Origin of the sequence: Klebsiella sp. JN_Kp126 (genome assembly GCF_033843325.1) — a bacterium.
Classification (GTDB): Bacteria; Pseudomonadota; Gammaproteobacteria; order Enterobacterales; family Enterobacteriaceae; genus Klebsiella; species Klebsiella michiganensis.
In genome coordinates this window covers 64,224-80,522 of sequence record NZ_JAWXQV010000078.1, presented here as the reverse complement: position 1 = coordinate 80,522, position 16,299 = coordinate 64,224, and the positions used below count along the sequence as shown (strand labels likewise).

Here is a 16,299-nt window from a genome sequence, read left to right as displayed (position 1 = left end):
CCGGGTTGCGGCGCTGCGCGCCTTACCCGGGCTACCGACCCGCAGACGGCTATGAATCCGTAGCCCGGCTAAGCGCAGCGCGAGCCGGGAAGAAGACCGCAACAAAGCCTCATGCTGTGCACCTTCCCCGGAGGCGGGCTACCGGTCCGCAGACGGCTATGAACCCGTAGCCCGGCTAAGCGCAGCGCCACCGGGAAAAAGCCGCACCGATGCATTCATCCCGGCACATTCCCCGGGTTGCGGCGCTGCGCGCCTTACCCGGGCTACCGACCCGCAGACGGCTATGAGCCCGTAGCCCGGCTAAGCGCAGCGCGAGCCGGGGAGAAGACCGCAACAAAACCTCATGCTGTGCACCTTCCCCGGAGGCGGCGCTGCGCGCCTGTCCGGGCTACCGGACCGCAGACGGCTATGAACCCGTAGCCCGGCTAAGCGCAGCGCGAGCCGGGAAGAAGACCGCAACAAAACCTCATGCTGTGCACCTTCCCCGGAGGCGGGCTACCGGTCCGCAGACGGCTGTAAACCCGTAGCCCGGTCAGCGCAGCGCCACCGGGAAGAACCGCAGACGAACAATGGCGGCAGACATCTACTGGTTAAATACCCGCCTGAAGGCCGTCAGCAGCCGGGTATTTTCCTGCTGGCTGCGGATCGCGACGCGGAAGTAGCGCCCGTCGAGCCCCGGGTAGTTGGCGCAGCTGCGGATCAGGATGTGCTGCTGCAGCATCGCGTATTGCAGATCCAGATCCGCCACGTCGCAGCGCAGAAACAGATAGTTTGCCCGCCCGGGATAGACCGTCAGGCCGGGAATATGGCGCAGCTGATGGTAAAAGCGCTGCCCCTCCTCCGCCAGCCACTGCCAGGTTTGCTGCTGGTAGGCGCTATCCTGGAGAATGATTTCCCCCGCCAGGGCGGCAAACGCGTTTATCGACCACGGCATCTGGCGCTCGCGCATTCTCGCCACCGCCCGCGCATCGCCATTGGCCAGATACCCCAGACGCAGGCCGGGAATAGCATAAAACTTGGTCAGCGAACGCAGTACCCACACGTGCGGGTTGTGGCCCAGCAGCGGAATAAATCCCGGCTCGTCGGGGATAAAATCGATAAACGCTTCATCGAGAATCAGGGCGATGCCCAGCGACCGACAGCGTTCAGCAATCATCTCCAGCAGACGGCGCTCGGGCAGCAGGCCGGTAGGATTGTTCGGCGTGCAGAGAAATAAGCAGTCCAGATCCGGCGTCAGAGCATCAAGAATCGCCCCGGTGAGCTGCCAGCCATCCGCCTCGCGCAGCAGAAATTCCCGCACCGCGCAGTCCACCGACTGCAGCGCCCGGCGGTATTCGGCAAAGCCCGGGGTGACGATCATCGCCTGGCGCGGCTTCAGCCCCTGAACCAGCGTAAAGATCGCTTCGGTTTCGCCGTTTCCGGCGAGGATCCACGAGGCGGGGATCTGATGGTGTTCCGCCAGCGCAAGGTGCAGCTGCTGATACTCAACGTCAGGGTAGCGTTCGGCGCAGGCCATATTGTCGAGGATGGCGCGCTTTAAACTTTCCGGCATCCCCAGCGGATTAATATTGGCGCTAAAATCCAGCAGCTGCTCCGCAGAGATGCCCAACAGCGCGGCGGCCTCGCGAATATTGCCGCCGTGCGCGCTCTTAAGTAGAGCCATTTACCTTTCCTGTTGCGTTACCCTCGCCTTGCCAGCGTCGCGCCGTCGGCGAAGTAGGCTTTAATCCCTGCCAGAATCGACTCTGCAACTTCCTGCTGGAATTTCGCCGTTTTCAATTTACGCTCTTCTTCGACGTTACTGATAAACGCGGTTTCCACCAGAATCGATGGAATATCCGGCGCCTTCAGCACCGCGAAGCCCGCCTGCTCAACCCGGTTCTTGTGCAGGTTATTAATGTTGCCCATCTTTTCCAGCACCGCCTTGCCGAACTTCAGGCTGTCGGCGATGGTCAGCGACTGCACCATGTCGAACATCGTGTGGTCGACGTAGCGATCGCCGCTTTTGCTGACGCCGCCGATCAGGTCAGAGGCGTTCTGGGTCTGCGCCAGATATTTAGCCGCGGTACTGGTGGCCCCTTTGGTTGACAGGGCAAACACCGACGATCCGCTGGGCTGGCGGCTGGTAAACGCGTCGGCGTGAATAGAGACAAACAGGTCGGCGCGCTGCTTCTGCGCTTTGGCGACGCGGACCTTCAGCGGGATAAAGACATCCTCGTTGCGGGTCATATAGACCTTCATATTGCCCTCTTTCTCGATCAGCGCGCGCAGCCGCCGGGCAATCTGCAGCACCACGTCTTTCTCGCGGGTGCGGTATTTTCCCACCGCGCCGGAGTCTTCGCCGCCGTGACCGGGATCGAGCATGATAACAATGGGCCGATCGCGCCCGGCTTTACCCGGTTTAGGCCCGCTCTCCGCAGGCGGAACCTGCCGCTGAAGATCGCCTTTATTGTAATCTTCGAGCAGCGCCAGCAGCGGATCCTGCACGTCGGTGGCGTTAGCGGGATAGAGGTCCATGACCAGACGCTCTTTAAACCCGGCGACCGGAGCCAGCGCAAACAGCTGCGGTTTCACGTTCTGTTTCAGCTCAAACACCATGCGCACGGTTTGCGGATCGAACTGCCCCACGCGAGCGGATTGAATATAGGGATCGTCACCGCGAATCTGACTCCCCATACCTTTCAGTACGGAGTTGAGATTAACCCCTTCCAGATCCACCACCACACGTTCAGGATTGCTGAGCGCAAACTGCCGATATTTCAGGATATGGTTGGACTCCACGGTGACGCGCGTGTAGGTCGATGATGGCCAGACGCGTACGGCAACCACCTGCGCCGCGGCAGCCAACCCAACCGGACTCACACTCATTAACCACATGGCGCCCGCCCCCTGTAAAAATCGGCGGCGGCTTAATCCTGACTTGTATCCCGACATGCCACTCCCAAGCAGTAAGAAATCATTCGTATTTAAAACAAACAGATTGACCGGAAACTTTAACGAAAGGCGCATAACCTGTCATCTATAAAAGGGTAAACAATCTTTGACACCCTGATTTGGCTCACACTGTTTTCCCGGCTCAGCCAAAAATTGGGGCTTGCGTTTGCCGGCGAAACAGAATAAAAATACAGTAATTACGAATAATCATGCATTGAGGTTGTGTCATGGTGAAGGAACGTCGCACCGAACTGGTAGAGGGATTCCGCCATTCTGTCCCCTATATTAATGCCCATCGGGGTAAAACGTTTGTCATCATGCTGGGCGGGGAAGCCATCGAGCATGATAATTTCTCTAGTATAGTCAATGACATTGGCCTGCTTCACAGCCTGGGGATTCGTCTGGTGGTGGTCTATGGCGCCCGCCCGCAGATCGATGCCAACCTGGCGGAGCATCGTCACGAGCCGGTTTATCATAAACAAACCCGAGTGACTGACGCCAAAACGCTCGAGCTGGTTAAGCAGGCGGCGGGCATGCTGCAGCTGGAAATTACCGCTCGCCTGTCGATGAGCCTCAACAACACGCCGCTGCAGGGCGCCCATATCAACGTGGTCAGCGGCAACTTCATTATCGCGCAGCCGTTAGGCGTGGACGACGGCGTGGATTACTGTCACAGCGGGCGCATCCGGCGCATCGATGAAGAAGCCATTCACCGCCAGCTGGATAACGGCGCGATCGTGCTGATGGGCCCGGTTGCGGTGTCGGTCACCGGCGAAAGTTTTAACCTGACCTCCGAAGAGATTGCGACCCAGCTGGCGATTAAGCTGAAAGCCGAAAAGATGATCGGCTTCTGCTCATCGCAGGGGGTTCACAATCAGGATGGCGAGATCGTCCCCGAGCTGTTCCCCAACGAAGCCCAGGCGCGGGTGGAAGAGATGGAAGCGGACGAAGACTACAGCTCCGGCACCGTGCGCTTTCTGCGCGGCGCGGTAAAAGCCTGCCGCAGCGGCGTGCGCCGCTGCCACCTGATCAGCTATCAGGAAAACGGCACCCTGCTGCAGGAGCTGTTCTCACGCGACGGTATCGGTACCCAGATAGTGATGGAGAGCGCCGAGCAGATCCGCCGCGCCACCATTAACGATATCGGCGGCATCCTCGAGCTGATTAGCCCGCTGGAGCAGCAGGGCATTCTGGTCAGGCGTTCGCGCGAACAGCTGGAGATGGAAATCGATAAATTCACCATTATTCAGCGCGACAACACCACCATCGCCTGCGCCGCGCTCTATCCTTTCCCGGAAGAGAAGATCGGCGAAATGGCCTGCGTGGCGGTGCATCCGGATTACCGCAGCTCATCGCGCGGCGAAGTGCTGCTCGAACGCATTGCCGCGCAGGCGAAGCAAATGGGCCTCAGCAAGCTGTTTGTTCTTACGACCCGCAGCATTCACTGGTTCCAGGAGCGCGGATTTACGCCGGTCGACGTCGACCTGCTGCCGGAGAGCAAAAAAGAGATGTACAACTATCAGCGCCGCTCCAAGGTGCTGATGGCAGACCTGGCCTGATCCCTTCTCCCCGGAAAGCGCGCGGCCGACCGGGGAAAACCTCACTGGGCGGAAAAGATATCCGTCAGGCCGCTGCGTCGTTCGGTACGCGCAGCCACCGCCTGAGTCAGCACCTGCTCATCGGCATAGATCGACAGCTGCCGTTTCGCACGCGTAATGGCGGTATAAACCAGCTCGCGGGTTACCAGCGGCACGCTGCGCGAAGGCAGGATCAGCGCCGCGTGATCGAACTCCGACCCCTGCGATTTATGCACCGTCATCGCCCAGGCGGTATCGTGCTCCGGCAGACGACTTGGCTGTACCGACTTGATGCTGCCATCGGGCATCGGGAACCAGACGCGCAGGCCATCGCCTCTTTCCAGCGCGATGCCGATATCGCCGTTAAACAGCCCCAGCGCGCTGTCGTTGCGGGAGATCATCACCGGCCGTCCTTCATACCAGCGCGAATGCCGCGGTAACGCGATCGCCCGCTTGCGGTTCAGCATCTGCTCCAGCTGTTCGTTCACGCCGCTGACCCCATACGGCCCCTCGCGCAGCGCGCACAGCAGCTGGAATTCGCCAAAGGCGGTGATCATCTCTTCGGGCTCAGCCCGCTCGCGCAGCAGCTGCAGGAAGCGGCCATAGCCCGCCTGCGCCTGATTCAGCATCGCTTCATACTCTTCGGTGGCGCTCAGCGGATACAGGGCGATATCGTCGAACGACTGACGCAGCGTTGCGCGTACCGCGCTGCGCTCGCCGCTGTTCACCGCCCACGCCAGATGGCCGATACCGGAATGGCGACCAAAACGGTAGCTTTTTTGCAGCAGGCACAGGCTGTCGCGCAGCGCACCGGCAACGTTGCCCTCGCCCGCCGGCACCGGCTGGCCGGTCAACCGGGCGAGCTGTGCCGCCCGCGCCGGGGTATAGCCTGCATTAACCCAGGCGCAAATATCCCCCAGCACCGCTCCGGCCTCTACCGACGCCAGCTGATCGCGGTCGCCAAGGAAAATCACCCTTCCGTGCTCAGGCAGCGCGTCGATCAGGCGCGACATCATCGGCAGGTCAATCATTGAGGCTTCATCCACCACCAGCACGTCAAGATGCAGCGGGTTGCCGGCGTGATAGCGCATCCGCTGGCTGCCGGGCTGCGCGCCCAGCAGACGATGGAGGGTGCTGGCTTCGGTGGGCACCAGCGCCTTTTGTTGGTCGCTGAGAGGGAGGCGGCGCAGCGCCGCGCCGAGGGACTCGGTCAGGCGCGCCGCGGCTTTACCGGTCGGCGCCGCCAGGCGAATACGGCAGCGCGGGCTAGAGAACGTCTGGATCAGCGCGGCCAGCAGTTTAGCGACGGTCGTGGTTTTACCGGTGCCCGGACCGCCGGAAATCACCGAAATCCGTCGGGTCAGGGCGACCGCAGCCGCCACTTTTTGCCAGTCCGTTTCCTCGGCGGGCGGAAACAGCGCGTCGAGCGTCGAAGCCAGCCGGGCTTCATCCACCTCCAGCACCTGATTGGCCTCATTGAAAAAGCGCGCGACGGTTAATTCGTTGCGCCACATGCGGTTGAGGTAAAGCCGTTCGCCGCAGAGGATCATCGGCGTCGGGCGCTCACCGCCGCTGACCGCCTCAGCATCGTTAAGCAGCGGCAGCCAGCCGTCCGGGGCGCCGGTCAGCTCAAGGATCTGCTCACTCAGGCCTGCCGCTTTTGCGCTCAGCAGCTCATCCTCGGCGAGACGCGAAATCGGCAGGCAGACGTGGCCTTCACCGGCATCGCGGCTGAGAATGGCGGCGGTGAGCTTCACTGCCGGATGCGCCTCCTGCGCCACCATGAGCGCAAACTGGACGTCCAGCGGGCGCAGCAGGCGCTGTTCAACCGCCTGCAGTAACAGTTCATCCATGGTCATAGCACAACCTCCTGGGTTTCCCCGGCAAACAGCGCATCGAGGCCGTTAATCAGCGGCAGCGCCGGCCGGGTGGTGAAGATACCCTGCCCGCCGTCCTGCCCGTCCATGCCGCGTAAAAAGAGATAAATAACGCCGCCGAAGTGGCGTTCGTAATCATAATCGGCAATGCGGTGGCGTAAATATCGGTGCAGCGCCAGGCTATAGAGCTGGTACTGCAAATCGTAACGGTGCGAACGCATTGCCTGCCGCATCGCGTCCTGGGTATAGGCCTCGCGATTTTCCCCCAGCCAGTTGGATTTGTAATCCAGCAGGTAATAGCGGCCGTTGTGGCGAAACACCAGGTCGATAAAGCCTTTCAGCATCCCCCGCACCTGGCGGAAATCGAGCGTTGGGGTATCCACGGAGAGCGGATCGTACTGACGAATCAGCGCATCCAGACGCAGGGGATCCAGCGGCTGTTCGATGGGCAGATAAAACGCCATCTCCACCTGTTTATCGCCTTCGCTCAGCTGATTAAGGGCAATCCCCGCGCCGGGCAGAGGGGTACGCAGCACGCCGTCGAGCCATGCGGTCAGCACCGGGGTCCACTTTTCCTCGAAGCCGCTCAGTTGGAGCCTGCCCGCCATCCAGTCGGCGGGAACCGGCTGGGTAAAATCGAGATCTTCGAACAAACTGTGGAGAAACGTCCCCGGCGACGCGCCGCGGGGGAACTGGTGCGGCGTAAGCTGCGGCTCTTCCGCAACCTCACCGACGCCGGCGGCATCGACATCCAGACGCGGCAGAAGATCCTGCGCCGCGCTGTGTCCATTCTGCTGCAGGCCGGAGTAGCTGGTGACCCGCCAGTCATCGGTCACCGAACGCGCGAGCAAACGGGCTGAAAGCGGCGGTAGCGCCGCCTGCGGAGCCTGCCACGGAGTTGGCGCAGCCGTATCCGGGAGCCGCAGGGCGATCTCCCCGCTGCAGAACGCCTGCAGGCGGGCCATCAGCCCTGCGGCATCCATCGCTTCCCCGCCCTGCAGCAGTCGGCCCAGCGCGCTGTGGTGAAAATCGCTGGCGCCGGGCTTGTCGCTGCGCCGGGTGCTGAGCGGCGCAACGCCAAGGCTGCAGTGCCAGACCGCACGGGTCAGCGCGACGTAAAGCAGGCGCAGATCTTCGGCCAGGCGTTCGGCCTCCGCCAGCTCCATGCTGCCCTCCGCCTGCCCCAGGTCGAGAACGGCGGCAAAGGAGGTTCTGTCGTGATAAAACGCCTGATCCTGTTTACGGAAACGCGCAATAAACGGCAGCCAGACCAGCGGATACTCCAGCCCTTTCGATTTATGGATGGTGACGATCTGCACCAGGTGCTTATCGCTCTCCAGGCGCATCTGCTGGCTGGAGGCGTTGCTATCCGGCTCGGCGATATGCTGCGCCAGCCAGCGCACCAGCGCATGTTCGCTCTCCAGCTGGTTCGCCGCCTCCTGTAGCAGCTCGCTGATATGCAGGATATCGGTCAGGCGCCGCTCGCCGCCGCTGGTCGCCAGCAGGTTTTCGGCAATGCGCCGCGCGGTCATCAGCGCGCGCAGCATCGGCATCACGCCGCGCTGCCGCCAGACTTGCCGGTAGCCGCTAAACTCTTCTACCAGCTCATCCCAGGCCCGTTCGCTCTGGTTGAGGTTTTCAATGTCCTGCGCGTTGAGGCCGAACATTGCGGTTGCCAGCGCGCTGCGCAGGGTATTTTCCCGCTCGGGGGCCAGCACCGCCTGCAGCACCCACAGCAGCTCCTGCGCCTCGGGGGTTTCAAACACGCTATCGCGGTTGGAGAGATAGACGGAGGGAATCGACAGCAGCTGAAGGGCATCGCGAATTAACGACGCCTCCTGACGATTGCGCACCAGCACCGTGATGTCCGAAGCCCGCACGGGTTCAGCTTTTTCACCGCGCCACAGCAGCGCCTTGCCCTGCTGGCCCGCGCTGAGCCAGTCGCGAATTTGCGCCGCGCACAGCTGGGCCATAAACGCCTGGTAATCCCCCGCCCCGACGGCCTCGCCCGACATCAGCCAGATATTCATCGCCGGTACCGCAGCATCATCGACGGTAAAGCGCAGCCCCTGGTTTTTATCGGCCGACTTCACCGGCATAAACGGGATTTCGCGGAACATAAAGGGGTTATCGCTGAGGCTAAACAGGCGATTGACGCTATCAACCATCCCCGGCGCGGAGCGCCAGTTGGTATCGAGCGTATAGTGGGCGGTGACGTCCCCACGCGCTTTCATGTAGGTAAAGATATCCGCGCCGCGGAAGGCGTAAATGGCCTGCTTGGGATCACCAATCAGCAGCAGCGCGGTGTCTGCCTGGCGCCGCCAGATGCGGCGAAAGATTCGGTACTGCTGGGGGTCGGTATCCTGAAATTCGTCGATCATCGCTACCGGAAAGCGCTGGCGAATCGCGCTGGCCAGCGCTTCGCCGCTCTCCCCGCGCAGGGCGTCATCCAGGCGGCTAAGCATATCGTCAAAGCCCAGCTCGCCGCGGCGGCGTTTCTCCCGCGCGACCGCTTCGCGGATTTCAACCATCGCCCTGGCAATCACCAGGTCGGTCAAGGTTAACGGTGTCGCCAGCAGCGCTTCTACCGCGCTGAACAGCGGGTGTACCGGCGGCGCGCCGTCCGCTTTGGTGCGCTCAAGCAAGAAGGCCTGGGAGAACTTATCCAGCGCATCCGGAAGCTGGTAGCTGAGGGTCTCTTCCTGGGCCCAGGCGGTCACTTTCTCCAGCCATTTCCCCTGATTGCCGCGATTAAACTTGCGCCGGTCGAGGCCCGAGTTTTCCAGCACCGCCTCAACCTCGCCCACCTGTGCCAGCCACTGCTGCTTCAGCGCGTTGATACGTTCGATAATTTGCTGATGGCGTTCGGCCAGCGTTTCGTCAGCCGGCGGCGGCGATTTGAGCTGCGGCGCCTCTCCCTGTAGCCAGCGGTCGATGGATTTCAGCAGATCGCGCGGCCCTTTCCACGCTTCGTGGATAACCGCCGCGATGTCACGCGGCAGCGGGTAACAGTGGCGACGCCAGAAGTCGGCGCAGGCCTGATAGCGCAGCCGGGATTCATCTTCAATCAGCTGCTGTTCGAACAGCATGCCGGACTCAAAGGCGTTAAGGCTCAGCATCCGCTGGCAGAAGCCGTGAATGGTAAATACCGCCGCTTCGTCCATCTGCCGTTCGGCCAGCAGCAGCGTTTGCGCCGCCTGGGTTTTATCGGCGATTTCCGCCAGCAGCCCGGCGTAGAGAGGATTGTCGGTACTTTCGCGCAGGCAGGCGATACGCAGCTCGTGGATATTGCTGCGAATACGCCCGCGCAGCTCTTCGGTCGCCGCTTCGGTAAAGGTCACTACCAGCAGCTCTTCCACGCTGACCCGGCGGGGAAAGGCGGATTCCCCGCCCAGCCCCAGCAGCAGCCGCAGATAGAGGGCGGCAATGGTAAAGGTTTTTCCTGTGCCCGCAGAGGCTTCTATCAGGCGCTCGCCCGTCAGGGGCAAGCGCAGTGGGTCAAGAGACTCGGCGGTGTCGGTCATTCATTCTCTCGCATCAGGGGTAAGGATTTCTGCAATGCGCTGACGTTCTCCCAGACTTTGCCATCCTGCGGATGCGCGTATTCCGCCTTGCCATTCTGGCTACCGGAAACCTGGGAGAGAATTGCCATGCCCTGCGGATCCACCACCGTCTGATGGAAGAAGTCGGCAAGCTTTTGCGGCGTCAGCAGTTTAATCTGAGCCACTACTTTATCACGTGAATCGAAGCGCATATTACCGCGATCGAAATCTTTGCTCAGCTTCGACGCTTCATCGCCCAGCGTTTGCGGCGCTTCCAGCATCTGACCGATCACCGCCTGCTGAATCTGCGCAAACTCTTCCGGCTTCATTGCCCGCAGTTTGGCTTCCGCCGTGGGGAAGAAGGCCTGGAAACGCTGCCAGAGGTAAGCCGGCTGCTTATCGCTGCTTTGCAGCAGGAAGCCCATCCCCCACTGGCGGCCAACGTTCATCGAGAAGGCGAAGACCGCGTAGCCCAGCTGCTCTTCCGTACGTAGCTGGTTATAGAACCACGGCTGTACGATTTGCCCGAGGAGCGAGCTGGCGGCAGAGCTGGCGTATTCGTCCACGTTCGGCGGCGCGAAGACGGCGGCCAGCGCGGAATCGGTACTGTTGCCCGCTTTTTCAAAAATCGCCAGCTGTTTACGATCGACCAGAACGTCTTTGTTACGGCACCACTCGTTGCCGTCGGCGCCCAGCTGTTTTTGAATCTGCCGCGCCATGGCGGTGGATTGATCGGCGGTAAGATTACCGATGACCATCAGCTCCGGTCGCCCTTTCGCCTTGAGATTATCGCGGTATTCCAGCACCTCTTTCAGGGTGATCGATGGCAGCAGCGCCCGACGCTCTTCGCGCTGGAAGTACGGCACCTGAGAAACCATCTGAATCGGCATGATCGCCTGATCGTAGGCTTTGCCTTTATCCGCCGAATCCATCATCTGGGCGTACCAGGATTTAGCCTGCTCCAGCTGCTCTTCGGTTGGCGTATAGCTGAAGTAACCGTCGAGCAGGGCGTTAAACAGCTCAGGTAGATGCTGCGTATAGCCGTTGGCGTTAACCATCAGGCCGTTATTCGCGCCGGTAGAGAAGCTTATCCCCCCGACCGCCGCCTGGTTGCTGAGCTGGTCGAGCGCAATGCCCGCCAGATAATCATTGAGTGCAAACATCACCTGCCGACGGGCGCTGTCCATTGCCTGCGGGTTACGCAGAACCAGCGAAATATCCGCTTTCGGTTCGCTGGCGAAGTACTGGCTCGGCGCGTAAATCACCCGCAGCGTCGGTTCATCTACAATCAGCTGCGGATGCGGGTAAGCCTTGTCGCTTTTGATTAAGCTGAAATCATCCGGAATATAGGGGTTCAGCACCGGCAGCTTGAGGTCGATGGCGCTGGACTTCTGCTGCCAGTCGGCAAAGGTCTGCTCGCTGATCTTATCCACCTGATAGGGCGCATTGACGAAGTAGGCGGTCTTGTTATGCGGCTCTTTCGGGCTGATGTACCAGATGCGGGCGTTTTGCGGCGTCATCATCGCCAGGCGGTCTTCGATCGCCTGCGGATCGTAGCGATCGGCAATGTTGACAACGTCCAGCGTATGCTCGACCGGCACGCGGATCATGGTGTCCGCCAGCCATTCGACGTAATCCATATTGCGGTTGATGGACGGGTAGCGGAAGTCGAGCGCCAGCACGTGGGCCAGCTCATCAAAATAGCGCTTATCGATTCCCTGGCTGCGCAGCAGATTGAGGTAGCTGAAGATGGCCGCGGTAACTTCATCGCGGTGCGCCAGACCTTTGTCCGTCAGGGTCGCGGATATAGCCAGCACCCCGCTGTTGCCGTTCACCACCGGGTCGGAGTCCGCGCGAATCCCTTCAACCAGCCCCTGCTTTTGCAGCCAGTCTGAGAGCGTGCCGGGACTGCGATTACCGATCATATAGGTCACCAGCTCGTCGGTTTTGCTGCGGAACTTGTCGCTATTATTATCAATGCGGAACTCCACGCGCAGCACTTTACGCGGCATCGCCGGAACGTAGTGAATGATGATGCCCTTTTGCGCATCGGTCACCACCGGGACGGTAATCTCCGGTTTGCTGATATCGTGGTTCGGCACGCGACCGTAGGTGGCCGCCGCGATGCTCGCCAGCTCCGGCAGAGGCTTGTTGCTGTAGATCACCGCTTTCATCAGGTTGGCGGAATACCAGCTATCGCGAAAGGCGTGCAGGGCATCAAGCACCGGTTTGCCGGGCTTGTCGCTCAACGTTTCAAGGTTACCGCCGGAAAACTGCGAGCCGGGGTGCGCCGGGTTAATGGTTTCCGCGCTAACCTGCGCCATTCGCATCCCATCCCGGGTACGCGCCATCGTGAGCTCGGCGTTAACCGCATTACGCTCGCGGTCGGCATATTTTTTATCCAGCAGCGGCGCGGCGATGGCGTCGGCCAGGCGATCGACCGCGCCGTCCAGGGCATCGTTTTCCACTTCAAGATAGAAGGCGGTGCGATACGGGGCGGTGCTGGCATTGTGGCTGCCGCCGTGCATTTTGAGATACTCGGCGAGGCTGTCAGGCTGGGGATACTTTTTCGAGCCCATCAGCGTCATATGCTCCAGGAAGTGGGCCAGCCCCTGATGCTCGGCGGGATCCTGCAGCGATCCCACGGGAACGACCAGCGCCGACAGCGATTTTACCGCCTGAGGATCGGAAACCAGCAGCACTACCATGCCATTATCGAGGCGGATCGCCTGATATTGACGGGTATCTTTTTCGCTTTTACGGATGGTTTCCTGGATCGGTTGCCATCCGGTGTCTGCCTGACTTAACGGCGCCCAGAGGGCGGCCAGTAAAACAATAACCTTGAACCATAAACTGCGGGGCATTCACGGACCTCATCATTAACAAACCTGGCGCTGCATAATTGGCAGCCTTTATAAAACATCAGTCCGTGATTCGCTGCGCATCATAAATGAACTGCCATCCAGTGCGCAATTTTTATACTATTACAATGTTATTCGGACTGATGAAAACGAAACACCGGTAGCAAATAACGCTGCGTTTGCGTCAGGATCTCTTCATAGTATTCCGCTTCCAGCGTGCGCCACAGGCGCTGATACCAGACGTCGGCACCTTCGCCGCTGACCACCATGTTCCCTTCATAAGCCTGAAGAAATTTACTGCGCGCTTTTTGCTGCGTCTCTTCGTCCATTAACATGACATCCTTTTCGGCGTCATAACAGACTTTTAGCCATGCGCCGCCGCTTTCCGGCAGCAGCAGCAGCGGTTTGGACATTCCCTGCAGGTAACCGTCAACCAAATCGTTGAGGTAGCCCTGGGCCTGCTCCTGCGCCAGCGGTGGAAAACGCCACTCGCCCTCTTTGCGCACAAAGAGCCGACTTTCGCCGGTACCGCCGCTAGCACAATAGACAAGATGCTCCAGCCAAAGTTGCATCCCCTGCGCCACGCTTAATAGCGAAGGCCGCCAGCGCAGCAAACCGTCGGATTGTACCTGCTGCAGCCAGCCGGTGATGTTGACTCCGCTGCATTGCAGATCGATTTCCATGCTCTGCCCCGGCTGGCGGCAGGCGATCACCCGTTCGGCCAGATTTTGCATCTCCTGACGCTGGGTCTCCCAGGCCAGTTCGCCGAACGCGCCATAGGGTAGCTCCCCGGCGGCACGGAAGCGGCGATACATTGCCGAGGCATCCTGCTGCTCAATCAGCGTATTGAGCAGCTGCTGGTTCAGCTGATAGCGGCTCAGCCCTTCGAGGGTAAAAGGTTCATCGTCGGGAATCTCGCTCTCCTCCGAGCGGAAATTCACCCGCAGCCGCTGCTGAAAGAACGCGCGAACAGGATGCTGCCAAAAGCGCAGCAGCTGTTCGAACGGTAAGTGATCGATGTCCGGTACCGGTAGCGGCTGGATGAACGCGCCGTGCGCTTCCCCCTGCTGGCTGGCGGCCGCCAGCCATTCCCGGGCATAGCTTTGATCTTCATTAGCCAGAAAATTTGCGGCATCGAAAGGCATGCGGGTATGCAGATGCGTGATGTGCTCTTTGACCCGCCGTTCGCTGGCATCGCAGTCCAGCTCTTCGTCCCCTTCCAGACAGTGGCTCTGGCCGATGTAGTCCGCCAGCTCCTGAACCAGAACGGAGGGATAGCGCTCGCTATTGTCCTGAATGGAACGGCCGATATAGCTGATATAGAGCTTCTGCTCGGCCGACATCAGGGCTTCAAGGAACAGATAGCGGTCGTCATCGCGACGGCTACGGTCTCCGCGCTGCGGCTTCTGGCTCATTAAATCGAAGCCCAGCGGCGCCAGGGTGCGCGGATAAACGCCGTCGTTCATCCCCAGCAGGCAGACCACCTTGAAAGGAATCGAACGCATCGGCATCAGGGTACAAATGTTAACCGGGCCGGCGAGAAAGCGCTGGCTGATGCGCTGCTGATCGAGCCTCTGGGACAGCTCATCGCGCAGCAAAGAGAGCGGTACCGTTTCGCCATACTGCGCGTCGACGCCGCCGTCAATCACCGCCTGCCACTGCTGTTCTATCAGCGCCAGGGCGGCTTCCGTTTCGCTGTCCGGAAGGAAGAAGTCGTTCAGCAGGTCGCGGCATACCGGCAGCCACTCGGCTAATGGGCGATCCTGGGCCAGCCCGCGGCGCCAGAGATTAAGCTGCATCAGCAGCGATGCCAGGTTGCCCACCAGCTCGGCGATAAGCCCGCTCGACTCATCATAAGGCAGCACCGAGCGCCACTCCCCTTCGCTGCTGTCCATGGCGTAGCCCAACAGCATACGCGTCAGGCCAAAGCGCCAGGTATGCTGGCCGGTAGCCGGGAGATCGAGTTCACGCACGTTGTCGTCATCCATTCCCCAGCGTACGCCGGATTCGTTAACCCACTGGCGCAGGTAGCGCAGCCCCTCTTCGTTAATGTTAAAGCGCGCGGCCAGCACCGGCACATCCAGCAGCGCCAGCACGTCTTCGCTGGCAAAGCGGCTGTCGGGCAGCGAAAGCAGGGTGATAAACGCCTGCAGCGCCGGATGCGATTCGCGGGCCCGCCGGTCGGATATCGCCCACGGCAGCCAGCGCTCGCCGCTGGCACTGCCGAAGACCGCCTGAATATAGGGGCTGTAGCTATCGATATCCGCCACCATGACGATAATATCGCGCGGCGTGAGCTCGGGATTCTCTTCGAGCATCGCCAGCAGCCGGTCGTGCAGCACCTCAACCTCGCGCTGCGGGCTATGGCAGACATGAATCGTCAGGCTGCGGTCGTCCGCCGCCAGCAGCCGCTTGCTGCGGCTGTTGGCAAACTCCTCGGCGCTGCGCCCGGCCACCGCCGCATTACGCAGTTCGAGAATATCCGCCTGAAGATTATGCAGCAGGTTATCCGGCGCGATATCGACAAAGGCGTCCAGCTCTTCATAGCGCTCAAGACCCGCCAGCAGGTAAATATAGTCGCGCCCCAGCTTGCCCCAGGAGGCCAGCAGCGGATTGCCGACATCCTGTTCCCCGGCATCGTTGAATAACCCCGGAGCCTGTTGCGTATCGCGAAACAGGGGCAGCTCTCGCGTCGTTTCGCGGTGGTGGCGGCGCTGGCGGGAGAGCAGCTTTGCCAGAAATGCCGGATCTTTAATGTCGCCCCAGTAGTAGCGGCACGGGTTAGTGAAGAGAACATATACATCGACATGCTTACCCAGCGCCTGGAGCGCCTGCAGGTATACCGGCGGCAGCGCCGAAATCCCGCAGATAAACACCCGCGACGGTAGCCCGGCGGGCGGCTGTTCGGCGGCCTCAAGCGCGCTGATAAAGCGTTGGTATAAATTGGCGCGATGCCACAGCGGCTGGCCCAGCTCAGCGGTATATTCCACCAGCGCTTTCCACAGCGGCGCCTGCCACTCCTGCGCGTCTCCAAGCCCGTCAACGCGCTGGTCGGCCTCCCAGCGCATCAGCCACTCGGGGCGATAAACCAGATACTGATCATAGAGATCCGCCACTCTGGCGGCCAGCTGAAACAGCTTGCGCTTGTCGCTATCGTCGTGCAGATAGTGGCGCAGTAGCGTAAAGGCTTCATCGTTCAGCCGCTGCGGTAGCAGGGTCATGAGTTTCCAGCTCATACTTTGCTTGCTGAACGCGCTTTCTCCGGGAATATCTTTTAACACTCGCACGAACATGTCCCAGATAAAACTGGCGGGTAGCGGGAACTCAATGTTGGCCGCAATCCCGAAGCGCTGCGCCAGCGTCATCTGCAGCCACTGCGCCATCCCGGTACTCTGTACCAGCACCATTTCCGGCATAAAAGGGTCATCCAGCCGCTGGCGCTCGACGATGAACTCCATCAAGGCTTCAAGCACATCCAGACGGTTTGAGTGGTACACCCTTAACATAT

The 16,299-nt window shown here is 60.6% G+C and carries 7 protein-coding genes; 1 reads left to right on the top strand and 6 read right to left on the bottom strand.

The genetic code is table 11. From position 1 onward, the window contains the following. Positions 1-583 precede the first annotated feature (583 nt). Both cobD and amiC read right to left on the bottom strand, forming a co-directional pair. Positions 584-1,663, bottom strand: coding sequence for a threonine-phosphate decarboxylase CobD (gene cobD, locus SIK97_RS18660; protein ID WP_057173316.1), 1,080 nt, complete (start codon positions 1,661-1,663; stop codon positions 584-586). A gap of 17 nt (positions 1,664-1,680) precedes the next feature. Further along, complete coding sequence (gene amiC / locus SIK97_RS18655; protein WP_014226651.1) at positions 1,681-2,934, bottom strand: N-acetylmuramoyl-L-alanine amidase AmiC; 1,254 nt, start codon at positions 2,932-2,934, stop codon at positions 1,681-1,683. Positions 2,935-3,161: 227 nt separating this feature from the next. Here amiC and argA point away from each other — a divergent pair, with 227 nt between their 5' ends. After that, the gene (argA, locus tag SIK97_RS18650; protein ID WP_004853841.1) at positions 3,162-4,493 is read left to right on the top strand and encodes an amino-acid N-acetyltransferase; all 1,332 of its coding nucleotides are present in this window, start codon (positions 3,162-3,164) and stop codon (positions 4,491-4,493) included. 41 nt (positions 4,494-4,534) lie between these two features. Here argA and recD read toward each other — a convergent pair whose 3' ends face one another. From recD to recC, 4 genes are all read right to left on the bottom strand, one after another. Continuing rightward, positions 4,535-6,370: an exodeoxyribonuclease V subunit alpha gene (gene recD, locus SIK97_RS18645; protein ID WP_057173315.1), complete on the bottom strand. Its 1,836-nt coding sequence runs from the start codon at positions 6,368-6,370 to the stop codon at positions 4,535-4,537. Further along, on the bottom strand, positions 6,367-9,912 hold the full coding sequence (gene recB / locus SIK97_RS18640; RefSeq protein ID WP_057173314.1) for an exodeoxyribonuclease V subunit beta: 3,546 nt from the start codon (positions 9,910-9,912) through the stop codon (positions 6,367-6,369). The genes recD and recB overlap by 4 nt, the downstream gene beginning before the upstream one ends. Continuing rightward, positions 9,909-12,794: a pitrilysin gene (gene ptrA / locus SIK97_RS18635; protein WP_025107418.1), complete on the bottom strand. Its 2,886-nt coding sequence runs from the start codon at positions 12,792-12,794 to the stop codon at positions 9,909-9,911. Before ptrA ends, recB begins: the two co-directional genes overlap by 4 nt. Positions 12,795-12,922: 128 nt before the next feature. Further along, a complete protein-coding gene (gene recC, locus SIK97_RS18630; protein WP_032694700.1) occupies positions 12,923-16,297 on the bottom strand; it encodes an exodeoxyribonuclease V subunit gamma in 3,375 nt (1,124 codons plus the stop codon). Between the last annotated feature and the right edge of the window lie 2 nt (positions 16,298-16,299).